Origin of the sequence: Nostoc sp. ChiQUE02, assembly GCF_034531305.2 — a bacterium.
Lineage (GTDB): Bacteria > Cyanobacteriota > Cyanobacteriia > Cyanobacteriales > Nostocaceae > Nostoc.
Genome location: NZ_JAVRBN020000013.1, coordinates 84,495 through 110,782 on the forward strand (window position 1 = coordinate 84,495; position 26,288 = coordinate 110,782).

11 protein-coding genes are annotated in these 26,288 nt (G+C 40.1%); 4 read left to right on the forward strand and 7 right to left on the reverse strand.

Translation table 11 applies throughout. The annotated features are described in order from the left end of the window. Window positions 1–21: 21 nt before the first annotated feature. The 4 genes from RM347_RS15850 to RM347_RS15865 form a co-directional block, all read right to left on the reverse strand. Window positions 22–2,334 carry an AAA family ATPase gene (locus RM347_RS15850; RefSeq protein ID WP_322719386.1) on the reverse strand — a complete coding sequence of 771 codons (2,313 nt, stop codon included), beginning with the start codon at window positions 2,332–2,334 and terminating at the stop codon, window positions 22–24. Between the two features lie 263 nt (window positions 2,335–2,597). After that, complete coding sequence (locus RM347_RS15855; RefSeq protein WP_322719385.1) at window positions 2,598–2,990, reverse strand: type II toxin-antitoxin system VapC family toxin; 393 nt, start codon at window positions 2,988–2,990, stop codon at window positions 2,598–2,600. Beyond that, window positions 2,987–3,205, reverse strand: coding sequence for a hypothetical protein (locus tag RM347_RS15860; protein ID WP_322719384.1), 219 nt, complete (start codon window positions 3,203–3,205; stop codon window positions 2,987–2,989). The genes RM347_RS15855 and RM347_RS15860 overlap by 4 nt, the downstream gene beginning before the upstream one ends. 14 nt (window positions 3,206–3,219) lie before the next feature. After that, a complete protein-coding gene (locus RM347_RS15865; protein WP_322719383.1) occupies window positions 3,220–4,317 on the reverse strand; it encodes an ATP-binding protein in 1,098 nt (365 codons plus the stop codon). 214 nt (window positions 4,318–4,531) lie between these two features. On the opposite strand from RM347_RS15865, the gene RM347_RS15870 reads away from it, so the two are divergent. Continuing rightward, a complete protein-coding gene (locus tag RM347_RS15870; RefSeq protein WP_322719382.1) occupies window positions 4,532–4,768 on the forward strand; it encodes a hypothetical protein in 237 nt (78 codons plus the stop codon). A 424-nt stretch (window positions 4,769–5,192) separates the two neighbouring features. On the opposite strand, the gene RM347_RS15875 is transcribed toward RM347_RS15870, so the two are convergent. From RM347_RS15875 to RM347_RS15885, 3 genes are all read right to left on the reverse strand, one after another. Beyond that, a complete protein-coding gene (locus tag RM347_RS15875; protein ID WP_322719381.1) occupies window positions 5,193–6,836 on the reverse strand; it encodes an acetolactate synthase large subunit in 1,644 nt (547 codons plus the stop codon). Between the two features lie 103 nt (window positions 6,837–6,939). Then, window positions 6,940–8,307, reverse strand: a complete 1,368-nt coding sequence (locus RM347_RS15880) for an NAD-dependent succinate-semialdehyde dehydrogenase (RefSeq protein ID WP_322719380.1) — start codon at window positions 8,305–8,307, stop codon at window positions 6,940–6,942. A 203-nt stretch (window positions 8,308–8,510) separates the two neighbouring features. Next, window positions 8,511–10,151: an adenylate/guanylate cyclase domain-containing protein gene (locus tag RM347_RS15885; RefSeq protein WP_322719379.1), complete on the reverse strand. Its 1,641-nt coding sequence runs from the start codon at window positions 10,149–10,151 to the stop codon at window positions 8,511–8,513. Window positions 10,152–11,040: 889 nt separating this feature from the next. On the opposite strand from RM347_RS15885, the gene RM347_RS15890 reads away from it, so the two are divergent. From RM347_RS15890 to RM347_RS15900, 3 genes are all read left to right on the forward strand, one after another. Continuing rightward, entirely contained in the window at window positions 11,041–11,295 is a 255-nt protein-coding gene (locus RM347_RS15890; protein ID WP_322719378.1) for a helix-turn-helix domain-containing protein, read from the forward strand. Between the two features lie 175 nt (window positions 11,296–11,470). After that, window positions 11,471–16,957, forward strand: coding sequence for an ATP-binding sensor histidine kinase (locus RM347_RS15895; RefSeq protein WP_322719377.1), 5,487 nt, complete (start codon window positions 11,471–11,473; stop codon window positions 16,955–16,957). 24 nt (window positions 16,958–16,981) lie between these two features. Continuing rightward, a complete protein-coding gene (locus RM347_RS15900) occupies window positions 16,982–26,287 on the forward strand; it encodes a non-ribosomal peptide synthetase (protein ID WP_322719376.1) in 9,306 nt (3,101 codons plus the stop codon). The last annotated feature ends 1 nt before the right edge of the window (window position 26,288 follow it).

The following is a 26,288-nucleotide window of genomic DNA, read 5'->3' on the forward strand; positions in this document are numbered from 1 at the left end:
GGTTAACTTACCGGACATGATTCAAACAAACCAGCGACGAATCAACTCCACTTGGAAGCCATAGCCGTCGTCAATTTCCTCAATTAACTCACGTTGCAACAGCAAGTTGAGAGTAATATTAGCATCGGAAAACTGTTGCGATAGAGTTTGGCGGCTAACCATAGCCCCTTCCCCTTGAGCGGCGATAAAACGTAAAATAGCTTGTCCAGTAGCGTCTACTTGGTTGTTTTGAATGTCAGCAAAGAAAAAGCTGCCACTTTTTAAAGCTTCTGGTATCCCTGCTTCCACATCAGCGAAAGTTGCCAATCGCCGGATAGAGGGGTCTTGTTCGTTTTTGAGGACAATAATTTCTGCACAGAGTAGTTGTACTAAGAATGGGTGACAGCGCGTGAGTTGCAGTACTCGCTCAACAGCGTTGGGTTCATAGCGGAGAGTAAAATCTTTGACGGGACGTTCAATTAATTGTCGTGCTTCCGTTTCTTTGAGGTAGGAGATATGCACTACTTGGACATTAATCAGATAACTAGCCCAGCACTGATATTCTGCGATAGGATGAGAGCCAGCCAGTAACACCTTGAAGCGGGGACGATGTTGGATGAGGTGACGCAGCATCCCCAAAACATCCTGTTCATAAAAACGACCTTTGGCTATGGCGTTGTCTAGCACCTCGAATTCATCTAGCGCTAGTAAGGCGGTATTTTGTTCTAGAGCCTGTTCTACTTTATCTAGCCATTCATAGAAATAGGTGAAGGGGTCAGATTTTAACACTTCGCGGGCTAGGGACGGTAGAATTACACCTTGTTTTTTCGCTGACTTCTCCATATCTCTAGCCAGATTGTAGAGAAAACCTGCATGGTCACTAGCTGATGAAGGTGCGCCTTGCAAGTCTACAAACATGGGGATGATGTTACTAGGTAGTAATTTTCCGATGTTATTGAGGAGGGAAGTTTTACCCATGCGTCGCTGACCATATAGTAGCAGAGGTGGACGACGGCGATCGCGCAGTAGTTGCTCGATGCGTAAGCCGATGTCATCGCGCCCCGTGAAAATTTCTTGCTCTAGTGTAATGGGATTCCCAGTAATGTAAGGCGAGTCAATTTCTTGGCGCAATTCAGTAATTTTAGCCAGTTCATCTATATACTTAGTTACTATCTCACGCCAACTTTTGATAATGGGATAGAAACGGACTGTGTATTTGTCGCTGCTACGAGCGAAATTTTCCAACTGTAGATTTAATTTATCTGCAACATCTCTGAGGAGTAAGCGTTGGTTATAAGTGCTTGCTTGATTGAGTGCAGCATCTACATTTTCACTGATACCGCTAAAGATTTCTAGTAGAGGGGTAACTTCACTCCTTAGTTCGTCAATTACCAGACTGCGATGAGCGTTACGAATAGCTTCCACATCGGTACAGCCTTGTAAACTGCGTGCATCCAGTTCAATTTGTGCAGCTTGAGCCGCCCAGCGCTGGGGGCTGGTAGTGAGATATTCTAAAGCAGCTTCGCTTTCAACTGGGTTATTTTCGATTATAAAAAGGAGATGTTTATCCAAACCAGGCAGATATAAACGCTGCCACTCATCCCAAAAGGCGGAGTGAAAGCGCAATAAACAAGGGCTTTTACCATTACGCCCTTTGTCTAATCTATAAAGCAAAGAATTCCAAAGAATGAGAAATGGAAAGGATAAAACAGGCCGCCATGAATTGATACTGCCTCCCACGCCTACCGCCACGAAGACTACCGGCAAGCCTAGCACCACGCCTAGCACCAGCACCACGCGTCCCACCACGCCTACCCCCACGCCTCCCACCACGCCGAACGCTACGCCTACCACCACGCCGAACGCTACGCCTACCTCCACGCCTACCTCCACGCCTCCCACCACGCCGAACGCTACGCCTCCCACCACGCTCAACAGCACGCCTACCGCCACGCCGAACGCTACGCCTGCCTCCACGCTCAACAGCACGCCTACCGCCACGCCTACCGCCACGCCGAACGCTACGCGAAAAGCTATATTTGCGATTGGTTCACCCAATGCCCACACCACCAAGCCCAATAATAAGTTAGGCAGGATAGGTAAGATAAAGAATCCCTGGATGAACAGCCGCCACAGAGCAAGGTTTCGCCAAAGGTTTCGCCATCGCCCTTGTCTCAACAAGATAATCAGCGAGGAGTCGGTGTCTAAAATAGGGTCAATGCGCTTGAGATGGTTACGCCATGCTGAGGGGCGAAAAAAAAGCCAGAAAAGTAGTTGCAAGCTACCGAGTATTAAGTTGGGGTGCTGCTGGGGTGCATCGGTGTAGGCGTTGGGGGGTAGTTGTGGTGAAGTCAACGTTTTTGCACTCCTAGCGCGGTGTATAGCTTTCTCTCAAACCTAACCCCCAGCCCCTTCCCTACAAGAGAAGGGGAGCAAGACTTAAAGCCTCTCCCCGCTTCGGGGAGAGGTTTGGAGAGGGGTTTTAAGAATAAGTCGCACATCGCACACTCCTATTTAATACTCGGCTTTGCTGAATCAGGATGTTAAAGAGTTTCACGCAAAAGTGCAAAGACGCAAAGAATAATTCATAGGTTAGTTCAGCAACGCAAACTTTTCTTTCACTTTCTGAGAGTTTGCACCCCAGAATATGCCAGAATTTTTGCGTCAGCCGTGAGTAACGCACAGTCGTAAATTCTGGCGGTGGCTACAATGATTTGGTCAGATGGATCTTTGTGAAAACCTGTGAGTTTGGTTGATTCAAGGATAATTGGAATTGTCAGTTCGAGTAGCTGCACTCCTGGATAAGCTAAAGCTGCTGTTATCCACTCGTCAACTGAAATTGAAAAAGCAAGTTTGCGATTCTCAAGCAGTTTGGCAATTTCCCAACAAGAAATAATGCTGACTCCTAGTCCTTGAGATTGATATTCTTCAATCCAATCTCGATATTTCTGGTTTAGTCGTTGATTATTATCTACCCACCAAATCCAAATATGAGTATCTAAGATTATCATTGCAAGACTTCCCAATCCTCTATAGGTACTGGAGGCTCAAAGGGATCGTCATAGTGAATAACTGTTCCCCGTAAAGGATAAGGATTAGATTCTGAAGGTTGGGGAAAACGTTCTAAAACAATGATTTCTACTGCTTCGCCAGCCTGAAACGGTAAATCCTCAAGAATCAAGGTTCCGTTTTGAGTTAACTTTGTTTCAATTCGGTGTGCTTTCATAGTTACTCTGCTAGTTATGAATCTAATAAATGAGCAAACGGTTTCATTTGTCGTAATCCTTCCTCACGCCAATTATCATTATTCTCCCCTTCTTCTAAGTTAAATAATCTTTCTCTACACAGAATTTGTAACAACAGTGGCCAGCAGCAACTTTGTGTCAAAATCGACTCTACATCTTCGTCAGTGAAGGGAATGGGCGAACTCGCTATCAATTCTCGCGCTTCTCTCTCAGTCAATGCTCCCAGATATGCGATGTAGCCGAAAATATTGAAAAAGGGTGAACTGTGTCCTGTGTTGTGCGCTAGTTCAATCGGTGATTCAGGGGTAGCCAAGACAAATGCTAGATTTCCGCCTGTGTGGTTAGTCGCTAAGGAACGCAAACTTTCCCAAAAGCTATCATCTAATTCTGGACAGCGTTGCAACCCAACACTAATCTCATCTAATAAGATGACCGTGGGAGAATGCAAATTATCGCTGACTACATCCATGAAATCATCTAAATCGCAAGGTGTCGGCACTTGCATCTTCATTGATTCTAGGATGTACTTTAGCAGTCCTTCTCGGCTTTGCATTCGTGCGTCTTGTAAATCTACAAAAATCCAACGGTAATTTTCTGGATGCAGTAGCCAGTCAGATTTTTGACTATGACGCAACTGTTCTGCTGGGGTGGTGCTGATATTTTTTAGGTAGTGCAACAGGGATGTTTTACCACTACGCTTTTTGCCGATAATGGCGGCGTTTTGTAAGGGATGGCGTTTGAGTAAGTTGAAGAGGCGTTTTAATTCTTTCTCGCGCCCAAAAAAGTAACGTGGTTGGGTAATGGGTGCGCCAGTTATGAAGGGTGATGCTTCCCCGTTAGTTGGTTGAGGTTTAGGCGGTTGAGTTTCTGGTTCTTGGTATGCAATGTCTTGCCAGTTTAACCCCAGTTTTTTGGTAAGTTCTACAAAATTTAGATAGTCAACAGCTTTACCAGTGAGGAAGCTTTTGACTGTGGATAGAGAAAGCTCCATGCGAGCAGCCAAAGACTGCTGGCTGTGATAGCCATTGCGCCCAAGTGCTGACCTAACTTTATCAATATACTCTGGGGCTACCCGAAGCGATCGCGCCATCATTCCTCATAGAGAAACTGCTGTGAGTATATCAGGTTTTTATACTAGCTAAATAGCAAAGCTGTTTAGCGATAACGCCTTGCACTCTAGAAATTATAGTCATCCTGAACTTAACCGATAATCAACTAAAACTCGTCTAATCGATGACTATTTCTCAACTCTGTTCTCAGCCAGCACCAAGTTGTAATGAGAATGTAAGGGATTAAAGGCTTTAAAAATGAAACGAGTACTGGGAGTTTTGCAAATTACCTTATCACTTTGCGGAGTGATGATGTTTGGTACAGTAACTTACGCCGCTATTAATATGGTAAATGGTCAATACCGAGTTGAAATGGCGCTCAATACTAAGGGACTCATGATTAAGTCAGATATTGACAAAAGGCAATGCAAAGCAGTAGAAGATATTGCCCAAGAGCAGGAAAGCACAAATTATGACCAGAAGACAATTAAGTAGGAGTCAAAATCAGTAATGAGTTAGAATCAATAACTTCTAATTCATTGTCAATGAACCTCTGAGCTTTGTAAATGAACCTCTAAGCTTTGTCGATGAACCTTTGAGCTTTGTAAATGAACCTCTGAACTTCGTCGATGAACCTCTGAGCTTGGTGAATGAGTCTTTGATACTCGTGAATGAACCTTTGAGCTTTATGGTTTTTTTTACGAACCGCAAAGGACGCAAAAGACGCAAAGAAAGAGAATAAATATGTATATAAATGAAGTGAAGTAAAGCGGTATGTTAGTTGTGTCACGCCACTACCAAAACACTAAAGGACTAGAAATTAATAAGGAGTTAGGAATAAATAACTCCTAACTCCTAACTCTTATACAGATGCGATTAATCACTCTTGTAGAGACGCGATTAATCGCGTCTCTACTTTTTACACCGCACAACTCAACTCACCGGCTTTTTGACTAAAGCGGTGATTCTCCCGATAATCTACGGGACAATCTATCACCGCAGGTACATCTTGAGCGAGGGCCTCTTTGAGTGTGGGAATCAAATCTAAAGCTGATTCAACTCGGTAGCCTTTCAAACCCATACTTTCGGCATATTTGACAAAATCAGGATTGCTAAAATGCACAAAAGATGAGTTTCCTTTGCCAAATTGATTTTCTTGCTTCCACTCAATTAATCCATAGCCACCATCATTGAAAATTATCGTGACAAAGGGCGTACCGACACGTAAGGCGGTTTCTAATTCCTGAGAATTCATCATAAAGCCGCCATCGCCTGTTACAGCAACGACTTTGCGCTTAGGATGAACAAGTTTTGCTGCTAATGCGCCAGGAATGGCAATACCCATAGCCGCGAAGCCGTTGGAAATTATGCAAGTATTAGGGCTATGGCAATGATAATGACGGGCCATCCACATTTTATGTGCGCCAACATCTGAAATGACGATATCATCTGGGCCCATCACTTGCCGTAAGTCATAAATTAACTTTTGCGGCTTAATGGGAAATCCATCATCATGGGCGTACTGTTCGTAATCAGCGCGAATATCTGACCTTAAGCTGATGGCAAAGGGATCGGGTTTACCTTGTCGGTCTGCTAATTTTAAGATTTCATAGAGGGAATCTGAAATATCTCCGACAACTTCGGCGTTGGGAATATAACTACTATCAATCTCCGCCGGATTTACCCCAATATGCACAATGGGAATTTCACCATTACGATTCCATTTCTTCGGGGAAAACTCAATCAAATCATAGCCGATCGCAATTACTAAATCTGTGTTATCAAATCCACAGGTAATGAAATCTCTTTGCTGTAATCCCACTGACCACAAAGCTAATTGATGTGTATAAGGAATAACACCTTTACCCATGAAGGTATTGGCAACAGGTATATTCAGCAAGGTGGCAAATTGCGTTACGGCATCACTGGCATGAGCGCGAATTGCTCCATTTCCTACTAAGATTAATGGGTTAACTGCTTGGCAAATTGCGGCTGCTGCTGCCCGAATGCTAGCAAAAGATGCATAAGTTTTTTCGCTATTATCCTTATGCAAAGGTTTGCCTTCGACAGGCATGGCAGCAATATTTTCTGGCAAATCGATGTGAACTGCACCAGGTTTTTCGGATTGCGATCGCTTAAATGCTTTCCGCACTACTTCTGGTGTAATACTTGGTCGCACAATCTGCTTATTCCACTTGGTAACAGGTGCAAACATTGCCACCAAATCTAAATATTGATGGGATTCAATGTGCATTCTATCTGTTCCCACTTGACCGGTAATTGCCACTAAAGGCGCACCATCGAGGTTAGCATCTGCTACCCCAGTCATCAAGTTGGTTGCCCCAGGGCCAAGAGTAGAAAGACATACTCCGGCTTTTCCTGTTAAGCGTCCGTAGACATCGGCCATGAATGCTGCACCCTGTTCATGACGAGTCGTAATAAATTTGATGGAAGAATGTTTTAGCGCTTCCAAAACGTGCAGGTTTTCTTCGCCAGGGAGTCCAAAAATATATTGCACTCCTTCATTTTCTAGGCACTGCACCAATAATTCTGCTGTATTCATTTTATTTCCTAACTATTTATTTAGTCATTTGTCCTTTGTCATTTGTCCTTCGTCATTAGTCATTTTTTTGGCTAATGACCAATGACTAATGACCAATGACTAATCACTTCACCCACACGGTTTTAACATTGACAAACTCATGTATACCCTGGATACTCAATTCTCTGCCATATCCAGAACGCTTAATACCACCAAAGGGCAACCGGGGATCAGATTTGACCATACTGTTGATAAATACGGCACCAGCTTCGATTTCCTCAACCAAGCGATCGCTCTCTTGGTTGTTGGTTGTCCAAGCACTTGCACCTAATCCAAATGGGCTGTCATTAGCGAGTTTAATGGCAGCATCGATATCAGGAACCCGGAATAACAAAGCTACTGGGCCAAAAAATTCTTCTTTTGCAATTGGTGTGTCAGGCGGGATATCTATGATAATCGTTGGCGGATAAAAGTTCCCTGGACGATCTGATAAAGGATGTCCGCCGATGAGGACTTTACCACCACTTTTTGTAGCAGATTGCACTTGTTGATTTAAATCCTGGAGAATACCAGGTGTTGCCAGTGGGCCTAAATCGGTATCCGGTTGCATAGGATCGCCTACTTTTAGGGCCTCGAATTTTTCTAAAAGCAATTTTTCAAATTTGTCTGCGATCGCTTCTGCGACAATAAAACGTTTTGCTGCAATACATGATTGCCCGTTATTCAACATCCGTGCTGTAGTAGCTGTGACAACTGCTGCTTCTAAGTCAGCACTTTCTAACACAATAAATGGGTCGCTTCCTCCCAATTCCAAAACTGTTTTTTTAATTTGTTTGCCGGCGGCGACGGCAAGGGACATACCTGCTGGTTCGCTTCCTGTTAAGGTGGCGGCTTTTACGCGGTCATCAGCCATTAAATCGGCAACTTTCGCAGCGCCTATTAATAGAGTTTGAAAAGCACCTTCAGGAAAACCTGCGCGTCGGATAATGTCTTCAATTGCCAAGGCGCACTGCGGCACATTGGAAGCGTGTTTGAGTAAGCCGACATTTCCCGCCATCAGCGCTGGTGCAGCAAAGCGGAATACTTGCCAAAAGGGGAAATTCCACGGCATCACCGCGAGAATTGCGCCCATTGGTTGGTAGCGAACAAAACTATGGCTGGCATCAGTTTTTACACTGACATCAGCCAAGAAACCAGGGGCGTATTCGGCATAGTAGCGACAGACGACGGCGCATTTTTCGACTTCGGCGATCGCAGCTTTAAATGGCTTACCCATTTCCAGAGTCATTAACTTAGCAAATTCTGCTTTGTCTTGCTCTAAAATAGCGGCAGCCTTTTGTAGCCATTGCGATCGCGTCAAAAAACTAGTCTGACGATACTGTTCAAAAGCCTGATTCGCCAAATCGAGTTTAGCGTTAATTTCTGCATCATTGAGTGGCTCAAAGGTTTTGAGCGTTTCCCCAGTGGCGGGATTAATAGTGGCGATCGCCATTACCTGACCTCCCGTTAAAAAATAGCTTGACTGTTGGCTTCCTAGTGTTACACAGATCAATTCTGGAAGCTACCACCCAAATTTTAGTCTTTTAGCTAAAAATTAGCTGCTCAATATTACAATTTCGCAATTATTTTGGAAATAAAATATACAACTTAACTAAGTATTTATCTTGATAAATTAGTCATTAGTCATTCCAATGACTAATGACCAATAATTGTTGGCACTTGCTGCAAATTTGTCTGATAAACCTTCACTAATCGATCAATACCTTTGAAACGATAATCTCCCATTTCCTCAAAGTCTGAAGGTAGTGAAAGCATTTTATGAGTGGCTTCACTAATCACGCATTCACTAGGGGGACAAACTGCTTCCATACGAGCAGCAAGATTAATTGTCGCGCCTAATGCCGTATAATCTACCCTTTGGGAACTACCGACATCTCCCACAACAGCCTTACCGCTATTAATAGCAATACGTAATTGCAGGGGTTCATGCCAAAAACCGTTGGCATTAAGATGTTCGAGACGAGTGAGCATTCCTTTGGCAGCAGCAACGGCGCGATCGGCATGATCTGGTTGCGGTTCGGGAGCGCCAAAAAATGCCATGATACAATCGCCAATATATTTATCTAAAGTACCGCCGCAAGTAAACACTTCTTTTAGCATTTCTTCAAATAAATTATTTAATAGTTTAGCGATCGCAGTTGGCGTTAATCGTTCAGAAATTGCTGTAAAACCAACTAAATCCGCAAACAAAATACTGATTTCGCTCTCAGCGGGAGCTAAACGACCACCCGGTAATCCGCCTACAGAGATCAACTGCTGTACAACTGCTGGAGAATGATAGCGTTCTAGTCGGTGACGAATCATCTCTTCAGTTTTGAGTTTCTCTACCAGTAGCCAACGCTGGACGCTCGAAGCTACAAGATTTGCTAAAGCTGAAAAAAAGCTGAGTTCTTCCTCACCTTCATTGGCCCAATGGTAAGAAGAAAGATTGGCATCGGCATACAGTACGCCCACAACTTTATTTTCATCCCATAAAGGCACTGCCATCGCGCTGCGAATGCCTTTGACCAAAATACTCTGTTCACTAGCAAACCGTTCATCCTGATGAGTATCAGCGGTTTGAATAACTACTTTTTCCTCAAATACCTTTTGACAGATACTACGACTAATCCAACTACCATCGGAGGGGAGATGTTTCTGTTGGGAAATGTTTCTAGTGGCAGCATTCACTAATTCCAACTGACCGCAACTATTGACATCAATTAACAATGCCAAGCGATCGATACTATCAAGGTAACGAAAAACCACTTGCTGCACCTGAGAAAAAATCTCTTCTATAGACGCCGCCGCACAGAGATTTTTAGCTATATCCACTAAGTCTTTGAGACGGGCAATGGTTTTGTCTTTATTATTAATGTTGCCATCTTTGCTATCAGCCGCAATCCATTGCTGTTGTAATTGTTCGACATTATGAAGGATTGTTCTCTGTTCATTAATGTCCGAAGTTCCGGGATACTCAGGTGTCGATTGTGAAACAAGGCTTGTGAGCAGCACTACCAGGTTAACATTGCCCAGCCAAATGACATCGCCGTGATGTAACTCTTGGGGACAGTTGACAAGATATTTATTAACTTGTGTCCCGTTTTTGCTGCCCAGATCCTCAATAGTCCATACACCGTCAGCCGTTTTCACAAGGCGAGCATGGTTGCGGGATACTCCAGCAAAAGGTAAGTACAAGTTACATTCCGGCAAACGACCAATTGTAAATACATCTTGATCAACTGCGATCGTTGTCTCGGTATCTCCCTCTTGTAGGCGTAGCGTGAGTTCAGTCATGAGTGTGATAGATCCATTGAGGCTAGAGGTGCAAGCAGCTGTGAGGTAAGTTATACCCTACAGGTTAACCTTCACCTTTTCTTTATGACACTGTTAACTGCATTCCGACAACTGTATGTGACGGATATTACATTGAAAGAGACAATTTTATTGGAGATTCCGTTCAAACTAGGTTTGAATCCTTTTGTCAAGGAGAACCACCAAATTTTCAATTTTGTGAACGAGCTAGCGCAGTGAGTTCAGCACTGTAAGAGAGTTTCTTAGAGCAGGCGACTAGCGACCCTATAAACTTCGTAAGGGGTCTTCTCCGTTCGCACAGCGTCTCGTAGAGAGCATCTGGGAGTTTCCCCAAACCGCACCGCCCACCTCTTGCCTTTCTTGATAAAACCCTCAGGAGAGAAGCACATCTATCATTAGTGTCAATTCTATGTAAGGCTGTTTAAAAAACATTCCCCAAGCTTTTGTCAATTTGCAAAACCTCTTAGGCCAAGGAAAGTGACTGCGTTACCTGTGTCAGGATAAGACCCGACTAGGGCGTGTTTTTATCGGTGTATCCTAAAAAACAGGCGATCGCTATATTTTTAACTCATTTTTGAACCAAATTTATAATCATGGTCATGCCTATATTTCATGAAATTATCTTCTCTTCTCTACGAGGCGCACTCGCGTTCGAGACTGCCTGTAGCTAGATTTAGAGAACTGAAAAATTTAAGTTGATGATGAGTATAATTACTTAAAGTATACATATAAATACGTGGTAATTACATAGAATCTTATTGATTATCTTCCAGAAGGAATAGTATATTAGCGGGTTACAATTAAGCCTTAGCACCATTAGCATGTAACAAAATATATATCACTTGCTACATTCAATGGTGTTTTAAGTTACATGGTTAAAAACCCTTTGGTAATAATTCAACAACCAGAAGTTGGCAAGCTAATTCTTAAACTTCGTATGGTCACTGGTTTGACACAAGAAGAGTTTGCAACATCTTTAGGTGTTACTTATTCCACAGTTAATCGTTGGGAAAATGGACACACCAAGCCATCGCGCCTGGCTATGCACAGGATTGAAGAGATGTTAGGAGAGATAGGTGAACAGGGGCAAGAGTTATTAGCAAAATATTTACCAAAGAAGTTTTAAAGCAAAAATATCTTTTCTATAGATGAATATTATTAACATTTGTTGATTTCAAAAAACTTATGCTTAAAAAAACTTGTATTTACTTACATATTTCAATTAAAACGCAATGTTTAGTTTAAACAGTATATGTCAGTATACTTAATAGCTTTATAATAAATAGTTAGAGGGAAGAAAAATGGCTGCTAATTCAAAATATAAAATTATAGAAAAAATTTCCGATGGTCTAGATACTGTTGTTTATCGAGCGCAGGATCTTACAAATGAAAAAATGGTTATTCTTAAAATACTTAAAAGTGAGTACGCTAACCTTGAATATGTAACAGAGTTTAAACATGAGTATGAAATTGCTAAATCACTAGATTTACCAGGAGTTATTAAGGCTTATAGATTAGAAAATTATCAAAACAGTATTGCTTTAGTTTTAGAGGATATTGGAGGACAAAACCTAAAACAATTTACTAATAACAACAAACTTAATATAATAGATTGTTTGAAATTAGCCATTCAGATTACAGCTATAATTATAGATTTGCATGAGCAACATATTATTCATAAAGATATAAAACCACAAAATATAATTATTAATCCTAAGTCAATGCAGGTTAAAGTTACTGATTTTAGCATTGCCTCACGCCTGTCAAAAGAAAATGCAATGATCAGCAATCCTAATTTGCTTAAAGGAACACTTGCTTACATGTCTCCAGAGCAAACAGGTCGCATGAATAGGACGATTGATTACCGAACAGATTTTTACTCTTTAGGCGTAACTTTTTATGAACTGCTAACTGACCATTTACCATTTAATTGCACTGATCCCTTAGAAATAATTCACTCTCATATTGCCAAACAGCCGATACCTCCTCATCAGATAAACCCACAAATTCCGGAGGCTGTATCTAATATTGTAATGAAACTATTATTTAAAACTGCTGAAGAAAGATATCAAAGTGGCTTAGGGCTAAAAGCAGATTTAGAGATTTGCTCAAAACAGTTATTAAATAATGGAAAAATCGAAAATTTTATTCCTGGCAAGTTAGATAAATTTAGCCAATTTACAATTCCTCAAAAACTCTATGGGCGTGATAAAGAAGTAGCATTTCTCATGTCAGCTTTTGAGCGAGTAAGTGTTGGTAGAAGTGAGATGATGTTAGTTTCAGGTTATGCAGGGATTGGGAAATCCTGCTTAGTTAATGAAATTCATAAACCTATTCTCCAACAACAGGGATATTTTATTTCTGGCAAATTCGATCAATTTAAGCGAAATATCCCTTATACGGCTCTAATTGAATCATTTCAAGAATTAACCCAACAGTTATTAACAGAAAGCTCTGAAAAAATATTTGTTTTGAAACAGCGGTTTTTAGAAGCATTTGGTGAAAATGGTCAAATTATTATTGATGTTATTCCTGAGATTGAAAAGATTGTAGGTCAACAACCATCTGTACCGCAATTAGGAGCAATTGAATCCCAAAACCGCTTTAATCGAGCGTTTCAAAAATTTATTCAAGTATTTACTCAAAAAGAACGCCCACTTGTTCTATTTTTTGATGATTTACAATGGGCAGATTTAGCGACTTTAAAATTGATTCAAATGCTGATGCTTGATGATAGCCAATATTTTTTGATGATTGGGGCTTATCGAGATAACGAAGTCGTATCAACTCATTATTTGAATCAAACCTTGAATGAAATCCAAAAAGCAGGAGTAACTGTAAATAATATTACACTAAAGCCTTTAAGTATTAGTGATGTGCATGAATTAGTAGTAGATACACTTCATACTGCAACAGAAAAAACAAAAGCACTAGCTGAACTTCTTTTGAATCAAACTCAGGGAAATCCTTTTTTCTTAACTCAGTTGTTCCAAACTATGTACCAAGAAAAGCTATTAAATTTTGATTTTAATAGTGGAATATGGCAGTGGGAAATAAATCAAATTCAGACTATTGGGATTACAGATTATGATGCCCTAGAATTAATTGTGAGAAATATTAAAAAATTGCCTCAAGAGACACAACAGGTCTTAAAACTAGCTGCTTGTGTTGGCAATCGTTTTAACATAGATATTCTAGCAATTGTAAATGAAAAATCTCAGTCAGAAACAGCCTCTGAATTATGGGAAGCACTTCAAGCAAGCCTAATTTTGCCCTTGAGCGATAACTATAAAGCTCCGCTGTTTTTTGACAAAGACATATCTATATCCTTAGAATCTCAAGAATTAAAAATTTCATATAAGTTTTTGCACGATCGCATCCAGCAAGCTGCTTATTCCCTGATTCCAGAATCGCAAAGAAAACAAACTCATCTGAAAATTGGGCAATTAATCCTAGAATCTTACCAAACAGAGGAAATTGAAGAAAATATTTTTAATATTGTTAACCACTTAAATTTTAGTACTGAATTTATTTGCGATCAATCTCAAAGAGATCGGCTAGCGAAATTAAATCTCATAGCTAGCCAAAAAGCAAAAGCATCATCAGCATATGAAGCTGCCCTTAACTATTCGACAGTTGGACTAGAATTGCTTACACCATCGAGTTGGGAAAATAACTACAACTTGATGCTAACACTTCATCTAGAAAGTGTAGAAGTAGAGTACTTAAATACTAATTTTACACGAGCAGCTATCTTAACTGAAACTATTCTAGAGAAAGCTAATAATCTGCTGGATCAAGTCAAAGCCTATCAATTACAAATCCAGTTTTATATGGCTCAAAATCAGATGCTTAAAGCCATTGATACTGGATTAGAAGCGATCGCAAAGTTGGGGGTTACTCTGTCGGCGGCACCAAATAAGCAAAGTACTATAGCTAATTTACCTCAGCTTGAAGATTTAGAGAATTTTCCAGTTGTCAAAGACCCTTCCATACTGGCAGCTTTAAAAATCCTTGTTACTATTGCTGGTGCTGCTTTTATTACTAACCCGACAAAGGCAACTTTTCCCCAAATAATCTTGACTGTCGTCAATCTCTGTATTGAACATGGTCATTCAGCTTTGGCAGCTCATGGATATGCTTATTATGGGATGCTATTATGTGGCTATCTTGAAAATATTGATGCTGGATATCGCTCTGGTCAAATAGCTTGGCAAATATTAGGGCAGTTCCAAAGCGTTGAACTTAAAAGTAAAGTATATGCACCTTTTTATGGTTTTACCATTCATTGGAAAGAGCATCTTAGAGAAACAATTACTCCGTTGCAAGAAGGAATTCAAAGCGCGTTAGAAATTGGAGATTTAGAATACGCCGGCTACTGCTCTGTCCATTATTGTGGTCATATATTTTTTAGAGGAGAACAACTTGAATCAGTAGCTAATCAGCAAACATCATATATTAATCTCTTAGAAAATTTTAAACTAGATTTTCCTATAAACTATATTAAAATTTGGCATCAGTTAGCACTAAACTTACAAGGTTTGTCACCAAACAAACATCTTTTAGTTGGTGATAGCTTTGATGAAGTAGCAATGTTGCCATATCTACAAAATACTAACAATTCTACTTCTTTGTCTGCTGCTTATGTTGGCAAATTGATTCTTTCTTACTTATTTCAAGATTACACTCAAGCAATTGATAATGCCAAATTAGCTTCAGAATATATAGGTAGTGTGATGGGGATGATGACAGTTGGCATCCACAACCTATACTATTCACTAGCTCTAATTGCTTTATATCCAAATGTTGAAACTCAGATTCAACAAGAATATCTGGCTGTTATCAATAGCAATCAGGAAAAAATGCGGTTATGGGCTGACCATGCTCCTACTAACTATCAGCATAAATATGATCTGGTAGAGGCAGAAAAAGCACGGGTTTTAGGGCAAACCTTTATAGCTATGGAGTATTATGAGCTAGCTACTCAAGGAGCAAAAGAACAGGAATATCTTCAAGAAGAAGCACTAGCCAACGAGTTAGCAGCAGAATTTTACTTTTCTCGTGGTAGAGATCAGCAGGCGATCTTCTACCTGAGAGAATCTTATCATGCTTATATACGTTGGGGAGCGATCGCAAAAGTCAATGATTTAGAGTCAAAATACCCCGATTATTGCCCATTAAAAATAAATCATGAATCATCCAGTTTGAAGGCTAGCTTGCGAACTACTTCAAGCAAGATAAATAATTTGGCATCTTTTGATTTATCTACAGTTTTTAAAGCTTCGCAAGCGATTTCTAGTGAAATCATGCTAGATGAATTGCTATCTAAGTTGATGACAATTGTTATGGAAAATGCTGGAGCACAAACTAGCTGCTTCCTTTTAGAAATAAATGGCCAAATGGTAATAGAAGCATTGGTGGGAATTAACAAAAATGAGATGTTTTTGGAAACCTCTATGCTTTTAGATAATAGTCTATATGTACCCATATCTATACTCAACTATGTGATGAGAACTAAAGAAAGCGTCGTTATTGGTGATGCTAGCTCTGAAGGAAAATTTACTAGCGATCCTTATATTATTCAGAATAAATGTAAGTCCGTTTTATGTACACCGATAATTCATCAAAGTAAACTTATTGGAATTCTATATCTACAAAATAACTTAACAACGAATGCATTTACTACTGAACGGTTAGAAGTTTTAAAAATTCTTGCCTCTCAAGCAGCTATTTCTATTGAGAATGCCAAGCTGTATACTAATTTATCTAAACTAAATAATAACTTGCAACAAGCTAACCATCAATTAGAGAACTATAGCAAAAATTTGGAAATCAAGGTCGAAGAAAGAACACAGGAATTACATGAAAAAAATGTGTGTTTGGAAGAACAAGCACAAAAATTAGAACTGACATTAAAGCAATTACAAACAACACAATTACAGATAATTCAAAAAGAAAAAATGTCTGGCTTGGGTCAATTAGTTGCTGGTATAGCTCATGAAATTAATAACCCAATTAATTTTATATATGGCAATATTTCTCATGCTAGTGAATACATTAATGATATGTTACATCTAATTAAAACTTATCAAAAAGTATCACCCAATCTCAATCCTCAAGTTCTGGCAGAACAAGAGGATATAGATTTGGAGTTTTTGCTTGAAGACTTACCAAAATTGCTATCTTCAATGAAAATTGGAGCCGATCGCATCCGCCAGATAGTTCTGAGCTTACGTAACTTCTCCCGTTTGGATGAAGCAGAAATGAAGGCAGTTAACATTCATGAAGGTATTGATAGCACCTTACTAATATTGCAACATCGGCTCAAAACTGAGTCAGTCAATTCTAAAATTCAAATTATTAAAAACTATGCTTCTTTACCATTAGCAGATTGTTATCCAGGTCAGCTAAATCAAGTATTTATGAATTTATTAGCTAATGCTATTGATGCATTGGAAGAGTATAATTTTCAGCGTTCATTGAAAGAAGCGGAACTTAATCCAGGTTATATCAAAATAACTACTGAGTTATTAGAGCAAAATCTGCTAGCTATTCGCATTGCTGATAATGGTTCTGGTATGACACCGGATATACTTTCTCAGATTTTTAATCCTTTCTTTACTACTAAACCTATTGGAAAAGGTACTGGTTTAGGATTATCTATTAGCTACACAATTATTGTAGAAAAACATGGAGGTCAAATCAGTTGTCAGTCAGTACCAGGACAAGGAACTGAGTTCTTAATTGAACTTCCAGTGCATCAGAGTAATTCTAAGTTAATCAAGTAAAAATTTTACATTAAAGGAATCTTTATGGCTAACAATTATCAAGGTACAGATATTGCTACTATTTCAATTTCCGAAGTCTTTATGGCTTTGGTAATAGGAAATATACTAGATGAGCCTTATGAACCTTCAAATATTGGAAAAATATCCCAATTAACAACTACACAAAGAGATTTATATCTGGATAATATGCTTCATCCAGATAGTACTGTTTTTAGTTTAGCATTATCGGTAAAGCTACCAAAAAATTTAGATAGATTTATTTGGGAACAGGCAGTAAAAATAGTATGTCAAGCAGATGATACAATTAAAACAAAGTTTATTTTTTATCAAGATGAAGCTTTTCAATTTGTAGATAAAAGTGCTGATATTCATTTTGAATTTATCGAATTAAATACTAAAACCCCTGAGTTTAATACTTTAGAATATATTATAAAAGAAAAAATTAAAATAAAGCTTGAGTTTAACAAAAAGCATTTATTTAAAAATATTTTAATCAAAGATAACCAGAGTAATTATACTGCTATTTTAGGTGCGCCTCATATTCTTTTTGATGGATATTCTGGCAAAATTTTCTTTGAGAAAGTTGGAAAAGTTTATTTAGATTTAAAAACAGGTAATACTCCTCAAAAATTCAAACTTGGATCTTTTTATGACTGTATTGAAGAGCATCTACTTGAATTTGATACTCAAGAAATTCAGCAGTATTGGCAGGAATCTTTAAGCAATATTATTCCTGTCACATCTTATATAAAAACCAAAAGAGAAAACAAAGCCCAATCTAAAAAAGTACAAATTACTGGGAATGAGCTAGAGCAGATTAGAAAATATTGCCAATTAAATAAATGTAATATCCCAGCTTTTTTTAGGGCTGTGTATGGTATTTACTTGAGTAAGTATTTACAAGCACCAGGTGATTTTGTATTTTATGATATTATCGGTAAAAGAGATAAGCAAACACTTAATGTTTTAGGTTGTCTTTATCAAGTAGTTCCTGTTATTGTTAATCAAAATCTTTTTGGAAATAATTCAAACATTTTTAATTATCTTTCATATATAAATGATTATCGAAAAAATCTCAACCATTATCAAAATATTTCTGTATTTCAACAAAAAAAATCTTTGAAAGAGGAACAATTAAAATTCTTCTATAATTTTTATAAATTCAGAACTCTTAATCTACCTATTGCTGAAGAAAATCCTACATTAATTGTTTATAATTCTTTTGCTGATAATGAAGTTCATCTTATAGTTAACGAGTTTAAGGATATTCTAGAGATAGAAATATTTTATAATGAAACTTCTTTTGTATATGTAAAAGCTTTAGAAAGATTGCTATTTTTAGCTCATCAAATTATTCAAGGATGTGAGTATTTTCATCAATTGAATATATTGCCAGAAAGCGAGCATAAAGAATTATTAGAAAGCTGGAACAATACCAGTACGAGTTACGCATTAGATGAATGCGTTCATCAGCTATTTGAAGCGCAGGTGGAGCGATCGCCAGATGCTGTAGCAGTATTCTTTAAAGAGGCAGAGAACCACAGACAATCTTCACTCACTTACCGAGAGCTAAATCAGCGCGCGAACCAGTTAGCACACTATCTGCTTTCGCTAGGTGTAAAACCAGATATGCCCATAGGAATCTGTGTAGAAAGAACCCTGGAAATGGCGATCGCAGTTTTGGCAGTTCTCAAAACTGGTGGGGCTTATGTACCAATGGATTCAGCATATCCCAAGGAACGTCTAGCCTTTATGCTTGAGGATACTCAAGTATCAATATTACTCACTCAACAACAACTATTAGCAGAGGTTCCTGAAACTAAAGCGCAGATTATCTGTTTAGATACCGACTGGGACAAGATAGGCCAATATAGTCAGGAAAATCCCTCTAGTGAAGTAACAGCAGAGAATTTAGCCTATATCATCTACACTTCTGGTTCTACAGGCAGACCGAAAGGTATCTGTTTAGCTCACCGTCCTTTAGTGAATTTACTGCAATGGCATCTAAACTCACTATTAACAGGTGTACGTACCTTGCAATTTGCCTCTTTGAGCTTTGATGCCAGCTTTCATGAGATGTTTGCTACTTGGTCTTCAGGAGGAACTTTGTTTCTCATCTCAGAAAACTTGCGTCGGGATACTACAGCTTTAGCTCGCTTTATTCAGAGTCAAGAGATTGAAAAAGTCATCCTACCTGTTGTCGTACTACAGCAAATGGCAGAGATGGCTGAATCTCAGTTGGAATTATTTACTAGCTTAAAAGAAGTTACCACCACAGGTGAGCAACTGCAAATCACCCCAGCCATTGTCAAATTATTCAAATCGCTGCCACACTGTTCATTTCACAATCACTACGGGCCATCAGAAACTCATGTGGTAACGGCTTTAACATTAGATCGAAATCCTGATTTCTGGCCAACTTATCCGTCTATAGGTCGTCCCATAGCTAACACCCAAATCTATATCCTCGGTGCAGAGTTAAAGCCAGTTCCTATCGGTGTTCCGGGAGAGCTTTACATTGGTGGTGATAGTTTAGCTAGGGGTTACCTCAATCGACCCGATCTGACTAGTGAACGCTTCATTCTCAATCCCTTTAGAAAAAGCAAAGAGAGCAGCAAAGCAGAGAAAGAATTTTTAGTCTCTCAAAGCACTTCAGACCGTTTGTATAAAACAGGTGACTTAGCTTGCTACTTACCGGATGGAAATATTGAATACCTGGGTCGGATAGACCAGCAAGTGAAGATTCGCGGCTTCCGCATTGAGCTAGGGGAAATCGAAGCAATGCTGTTGCAGCATCCTGACGTGCGTGAAGCCGTAGTTATCGCACGCGAGGATGTGCCTGGCGACAAGCGCCTAGTCGGTTATATTGTTTCCAGCTTGATTCCAGAACGAGTACCTTATGAAAGTGTTTGTCGAGTAGAAACTGATAACAACCGAATAGTAGAACTACAAACAGAGGATATTTCCAATGGTGGCGTTTGTTTGTTAGGGGTGCCATTTAGTTGGGCAAGAGGTAAGCGTGTCCGTCTTTGCCTACGCTTGCCAGTCACATCACAAGAACTATGGTTAAATGGCAGCGTTGCTTGGAGTCAGGGTCAACGGGCTGGTATTCAGTTGACTCTAAGTCCTACCGAAAAAGCCCTGTTTCACCAGAGCATAGAGCATATCTTGGAAACCCAACATCTATGGAAGATTTTGCAGCGCACAGTGAGTGGCAATCTCCGTAGGTTTCTTAAGGAGAAGCTGCCAGATTATATGGTGCCTTCCAGCTTTGTGATGTTAAATGCATTGCCACTAACACCTAATGGGAAAGTAAATCGTCGCTCCTTACCAGCACCCGATTGCACTGGACGGAATCTGGAGCAAGATTTTGTCTCACCTCGTACCACTGTTGAGGAAGTATTAGCAAAAATTTGGGTGGAAGTTTTGAGATTGGAGCAGATTAGTGTCTACGATAACTTTTTTGAGATTGGAGGACACTCACTGCTAGCAACTCAGGTAATCTCTCGGATTCGAGATACCTATCAATTAGATTTACCATTGCGGCGTTTATTTGATGCACCTACTGTTGCCAGCTTGGCGGAAAGTATCGAGACAGAACTCAAGCAAAATTCAGAATGGCAGACTTGGGGAATCGCACCTATAACGCGCAACCAAAACTTGCCCCTTTCCTTTGCCCAGCAGCGATTATGGTTTCTGGAACAGTTGTTGCCTGACAGTCCCTTTTACAATTTTCCCCAAACTTTTCGTCTGTTTGGTCAGGTAAATTTGAGAGCTTTAGAGCAAAGCATCAACGAAATTGTTCGGCGACACGAAGTTTTACGCACCACTTTTGCTTCATCAAATGGGCAGCCTGTACAAATTATTGCTCCGACTCTGAGTGTACCTATACATCTGATAGATTTGCACTCGCTGTCTGAAACACAAAAGGATACAGAAATTCAGCGGTTGATGATTGAAGAGTTCCAGCAGCCCTTTAATATCAACCGTGGGCCGCTATTACGAGCAACCCTATTGCAGTTAGATGCAGAGGAATATCTACTGCTTTTGAGCATTCACCACATTGTTTTTGATGGTTGGTCAGTTAGCGTGTTGTTTCGAGAGCTGACATTGCTGTATCAGGCTTTCACCAATGGTTTACCTTCTCCCTTAGCTGAACTTCCTATTCAGTATGCAGACTTTGCTGTCTGGCAACGGCAATGGTTGCAAAGAAAAGTCATATCAGAGCAACTAGTTTATTGGAAACAGCAGTTAGCAGATTTACCAATTTTGCAGTTACCAAGCGTTAGCGAAGCTCGCCGTAGGCATCGCCCCCGTCCAGCAATCCAAACTTATCGTGGGGCGCGTCAACCTCTAGCACTCTCCAAATCTCTCAGCGAGGCAGTAACTCGGTTCAGCCAGCAGGAGGGAGTTACTTTATATATGACGCTCTTAGCAGCATTCCAAACCCTGCTATTCCGCTATACAAGTAGCGAAGATATCTTAGTAGGTTCGCTAATTGCCAACCGTCATCACCAACAAATTGAGAATTTAATTGGATTCTTTGTTAACACTTTAGTACTACGCAGCGATTTTTCTGGCTCTCCTAGTTTCCGCCAGTTGCTCAAGCAAGTGCGAGAAGTTACCTTAGAAGCTTATGCTCATCAAGACATCCCGTTTGAGAAGTTGGTCGAGGAACTCGAACCAGAGCGGGATTTGAGCCGTCATCCCTTGTTCCAAATCTGCTTTGCGCTGCAAAACGTACCCATGCAAGCTCTGGAACTTTCTGGTCTAAGCATTAACCATCGCTTAGAATACAATGGCACAGCCAAGTTCGATCTGTTCCTAGAACTCTTTGAAACGCCAGATGGGATTAGTGGTTGGTTTGAGTACAGCACTGACTTATTTGATGCTGCTACCATCTCTCGTATCGGAGAACATTTTCAGACTTTAGTTGCAGGGATTGTCGCTAATCCAAATCAGAAAGTTGCAGATTTACCTCTTTTAACACCTGCTGAACGCCAAAAATTATTAGTGGAATGGAATCAAACTCAAGCAGATTATCCACAGCTAACTTGCATTCATCAACTATTTGAAGCACAAGTAGAGCGTGAGCCTGACTCTGTAGCAGCAATTTTTGCAGATCGGCAAATCACTTACCGCGAGTTGAATGCCAGAGCGAATCAATTAGCTCGTCATTTACAAACTTTAGGTGTAGGTGCAGATGTATTGGTAGGTATTTGTGTGGAGCGATCGCTAGAGATGATCGTAGCTTTATTAGCCATCCTCAAAGCCGGTGGTGCATATATACCTTTAGATCCAGCTTATCCACAACAACGTTTATCCTTAATGCTGTCAGACTCTCAGGTACCAGTGCTATTAACTCAACAACATTTGTTGATGCAACTCCCTGAACATCAAGCGCGTATTATCTGTTTGGATAGAGACTGGCAGGATATTACTACGCAAAGTGAAGATAACCTTGATATTAGTATTAATCCTGACAACTTAGCTTATGTAATCTACACCTCCGGTTCTACTGGCAAACCGAAAGGTGTACAAATTATGCACCGCTCTGTAGTTAATTTCCTCCACTTCATGGGTCAGCATTTAGAACTGACAGAGCAAGACATACTCCTTTCCGTCACTACTTTATCCTTTGACATTGCGGTACTAGAAATTTTCTTACCGATTACTCTCGGTGCCCGTGTCGTTATGGTTCGTCGGGAAGAAACTATGGATGGCACAGAATTAATCGCAAAGTTAACTAACTCTGGCGCTACCATCATGCAAGCTACCCCAGCCACTTGGCAACTGCTTCTAGAAGCAGGTTGGCAGGGCAGCAAGCATCTGAAAATACTGTGTGGTGGGGAAGCCTTACCGAAAAAATTGGCTCAACAGTTACAACAGCGATGTGCTATTTTATGGAACGTCTATGGCCCTACTGAAACTACTATTTGGTCAGCAACATATAAAGTAGTGTCTGAGGATGGACAAGTTTTGATTGGTCGGCCTATAGCCAATACTCAATTCTATGTACTCAACGCTCAGTTACAACCAGTGCCAGTGGGTGTCCCAGGAGAACTCTACATTGGTGGTGCTGGTTTAGCACGTGGCTATCTCAATCGCCCGGATCTTACAGATGCTCGGTTTATTCTCAATCCCTTTAAGAAGGCAGGAGGCAGGAGGCAGGAGGCAGGAGGCAATAACGATCTTCGCCTCTATAAAACAGGGGATTTGGTTCGCTATCTCCCTGATGGCAATATCGAATATCTCAGTCGTATTGATCGCCAAGTAAAGATTCGTGGTTTCCGAATCGAGCTAGGAGAGATTGAAGCCTTACTCATGGAACATCCATCAGTAAAGACAGGTGTGGTGATAGATCGGGAAGATGCACCCGGACAAAAGCGTTTGGTAGCTTATGTGGTGCAAAATCAACAAGATGAGAATGCCCAAGAGTTATTAGCAGATTGGCAAACTGAACACCTTTCTCAGTGGCAAACACTCTACGATCAAACCTACAAGGAAACTACTGAGAAAGAAAATCAAGTATTCAATATTATTGGTTGGAACAGTAGTTATACAGGTATGCCCATCCCTGCGGAAGAGATGCGCGAATGGGTAGACCATACTGTTAAACGCATTCTCTCTCTGCAACCTAGCCAAGTACTAGAAATTGGTTGCGGTACAGGTCTTTTGCTATGCAAAATTATTTCCCATTGCGATAAATATTGGGGTACTGACTTTGCGCCCGAAGCACTACGGCAAATCCAACAGTTACAAATGTCTGGTCAGGATTGGCCCCAGCTGACTTTGTTACAAAGACCTGCTGATAATTTTGAGAACATTGAGGCAGATACCTTCAATACAGTAATTATCAACTCGGTAATTCAGTATTTTCCTAGCATTGACTATCTGCTGCAAGTTTTGGCAGGAGCTGTAAATGCTGTGAAGTCTGGCGGTTTTATCTTTGTCGGAGATGTGCGTAGCCTGCCGTTACTAGAGGCTTACCACGCTTCTGTAGCATTGTATCAAGCATCAACCGCACTTTCCACAATACAGTTACAAGAGCGCGTTCGACAACGCCTTAACCAAGAGGAAGAACTGGTAATTCACCCAGACTTTTTTACGGCATTGCAACAGCATTTACCCAAGATTAGCCAAGTACAAATTCACGTCAAGCGCGGTCAGCATCACAATGAACTGACAAAGTTTCGCTATGATGTGATTCTGCATATAGGCACTAATACCAGTAACACTGTAGATATTCCTTGGTTGGATTGGCAACAACAAGAGCTAACGTTGTCATCTATTCGTCACCTGCTATTAGCAACTCAGCCACAAATTCTGCGAATTAAAAACGTACCTAATGCCAGGGTAATTAAGGAAGTCAAGACTGTAGAATTGCTAAACAACCCAGATGAGTTTAAGACAGTAGGCGAATTGCGATCGCATCTAGAACAACTTCCCCAGATTGGGATTGATCCTGAAGAACTGTGGAATTTGAGTCAGGATTTACCTTATTCGATCGATATTATTTGGTCAGACTTTAGCGTACTTGACTGTTACGAGGTAGTTTTCAGACATTGCCAAAGGGGAAAAGTGGATGTATTCTCAGAGGCGATCGCTTCTCAACATACAGTTCACACTAAGCCTTGGAATTACTATGCCAATCAACCGTTACAGAGTAAGTTTACTCGCAAGCTGGCTTTAGAACTCCGCCGCTTTCTCGAACAAAAGCTACCAGAATATATGATACCTACAGCTTTTGTGTGCTTAGAGAAATTACCACTGACACCCAATGGCAAATTAGACCGTCGCGCACTACCTGCTCCCGATCAGTCTAGAGCGACTCTGGAAGTAGCATTAATTACACCTCGTACTCCTACCGAGGAACAAATGCTCGACATCTGGGCTAAGATACTCGATATTGATCGTGTGGGCATTCGGGATAATTTCTTTGAGCTTGGCGGTAATTCTCTGCTAGCAGCACAGTTAATGATGTCTGTACGAGAAACTTTCCAAGTAGAACTGCCCGTAAGATGTATTTTTGAGCAGCAGACTATAGAAGGACTCAGCCAAATTGTTGACAAAATACGTCAAGAAGGAACTGCTAGTCTCAATACTGTTGTTAATCTCAAAGCTGAAGCTGTACTCGATCCAAACATCTATCCTCAAGGAGTGCTTGCTAACGATATCAGTCAGCCGCAGCATATTTTCTTAACAGGAGCAACAGGCTTTTTAGGTGCTTTCTTAATCCATGAATTGCTACAGCAAACTCAGGCGAAAATATATTGCCTTGTGCGTGCTAATAACGAAAGTGAAGGTTTCAAAAGACTACAGAAAACCTTAGAAAAATATTTAATATGGGATGCAAGCCAAAGCTCAAGAATCATCCCCATACCAGGAGATTTAGCTTTGCCTCGTCTTGGACTTTCCGTAGAGCAATTTGAGAAACTGGCAAAGCAGATTGATGTTATTTATCATAGTGGTGCTCAAGTCAACTTTGCTAAACCATATTCTGTAATTAAGGCAGCAAATGTTCTTGGTACTCAAGAAGTTCTCAGATTAGCGTGTCAGCATCAACTCAAGCCAGTACACTACATCTCAACAATGGCTGTTTTTGGTGCAATGGCCTGTTTAAATGGATTAAATGTCCTTTATGAGGACGATGATATTGATAATAGTGAACCTTATCTCTCTCAAGAGATTGGCTATACACAAAGTAAATGGGTAGCCGAAAAACTTGTTTGGATTGCTAAATCTAGAGGAATCCCTGTAACAGTCATTAGATCGGGATTTTTAATGGGACATCCACAGACTGGCGTAACTAATACAGATGACTTCATATCTAGATTGATCAAAGGTTGTATACAAGTAGGTAGTTTTCCAGAACTAGTAAATCAAAAACAAGATTTAATCACTGTAGATTATGCCAGTAAAGCCATTGTACAAATATCTAGGAAAAAAGAATCTTTAGGAAAGGCCTTTCATATAGTGCCTTTACCATCCGAAAACATCGATTTAATTAAATTATTTGAGTTGATATCAGCTTGTGGATACCAACTTCAAAAAGTACCATATTCCCAATGGACAGATAATTTAATCAATCAAACTCAGTATTCACAGACAAATCCCTTGTTCCCTCTTTTGCCAATGTTAACTGAAAAAGTGAATCAAGGACTCGCGGCATGGGAGCTATATCAAAATACTGCTGATTTAGACTGTCGTAATACACTTAATGCAATTGCTGATGCGTCTATTACATGCCCATCAATGGATACTGAATTAATCAGTAAATATTTAGTTTATTTTCAACGTAGCGGATTTTTAAACATGGACTTTATCTAGC

What these genes read in the sequence shown, in the direction of transcription:
- RM347_RS15855 (WP_322719385.1), bottom strand. Translation starts at nt 2,990, where the DNA reads ATGATAATCTTAGATACTCATATTTGGATTTGGTGGGTAGATAATAAT.
- RM347_RS15860 (WP_322719384.1), bottom strand. Translation starts at nt 3,205, where the DNA reads ATGAAAGCACACCGAATTGAAACAAAGTTAACTCAAAACGGAACCTTG.
- RM347_RS15865 (WP_322719383.1), bottom strand. Translation starts at nt 4,317, where the DNA reads ATGATGGCGCGATCGCTTCGGGTAGCCCCAGAGTATATTGATAAAGTT.
- RM347_RS15870 (WP_322719382.1), top strand. Translation starts at nt 4,532, where the DNA reads ATGAAACGAGTACTGGGAGTTTTGCAAATTACCTTATCACTTTGCGGA.
- RM347_RS15875 (WP_322719381.1), bottom strand. Translation starts at nt 6,836, where the DNA reads ATGAATACAGCAGAATTATTGGTGCAGTGCCTAGAAAATGAAGGAGTG.
- RM347_RS15880 (WP_322719380.1), bottom strand. Translation starts at nt 8,307, where the DNA reads ATGGCGATCGCCACTATTAATCCCGCCACTGGGGAAACGCTCAAAACC.
- RM347_RS15885 (WP_322719379.1), bottom strand. Translation starts at nt 10,151, where the DNA reads ATGACTGAACTCACGCTACGCCTACAAGAGGGAGATACCGAGACAACG.
- RM347_RS15890 (WP_322719378.1), top strand. Translation starts at nt 11,041, where the DNA reads ATGGTTAAAAACCCTTTGGTAATAATTCAACAACCAGAAGTTGGCAAG.
- RM347_RS15895 (WP_322719377.1), top strand. Translation starts at nt 11,471, where the DNA reads ATGGCTGCTAATTCAAAATATAAAATTATAGAAAAAATTTCCGATGGT.
- RM347_RS15900 (WP_322719376.1), top strand. Translation starts at nt 16,982, where the DNA reads ATGGCTAACAATTATCAAGGTACAGATATTGCTACTATTTCAATTTCC.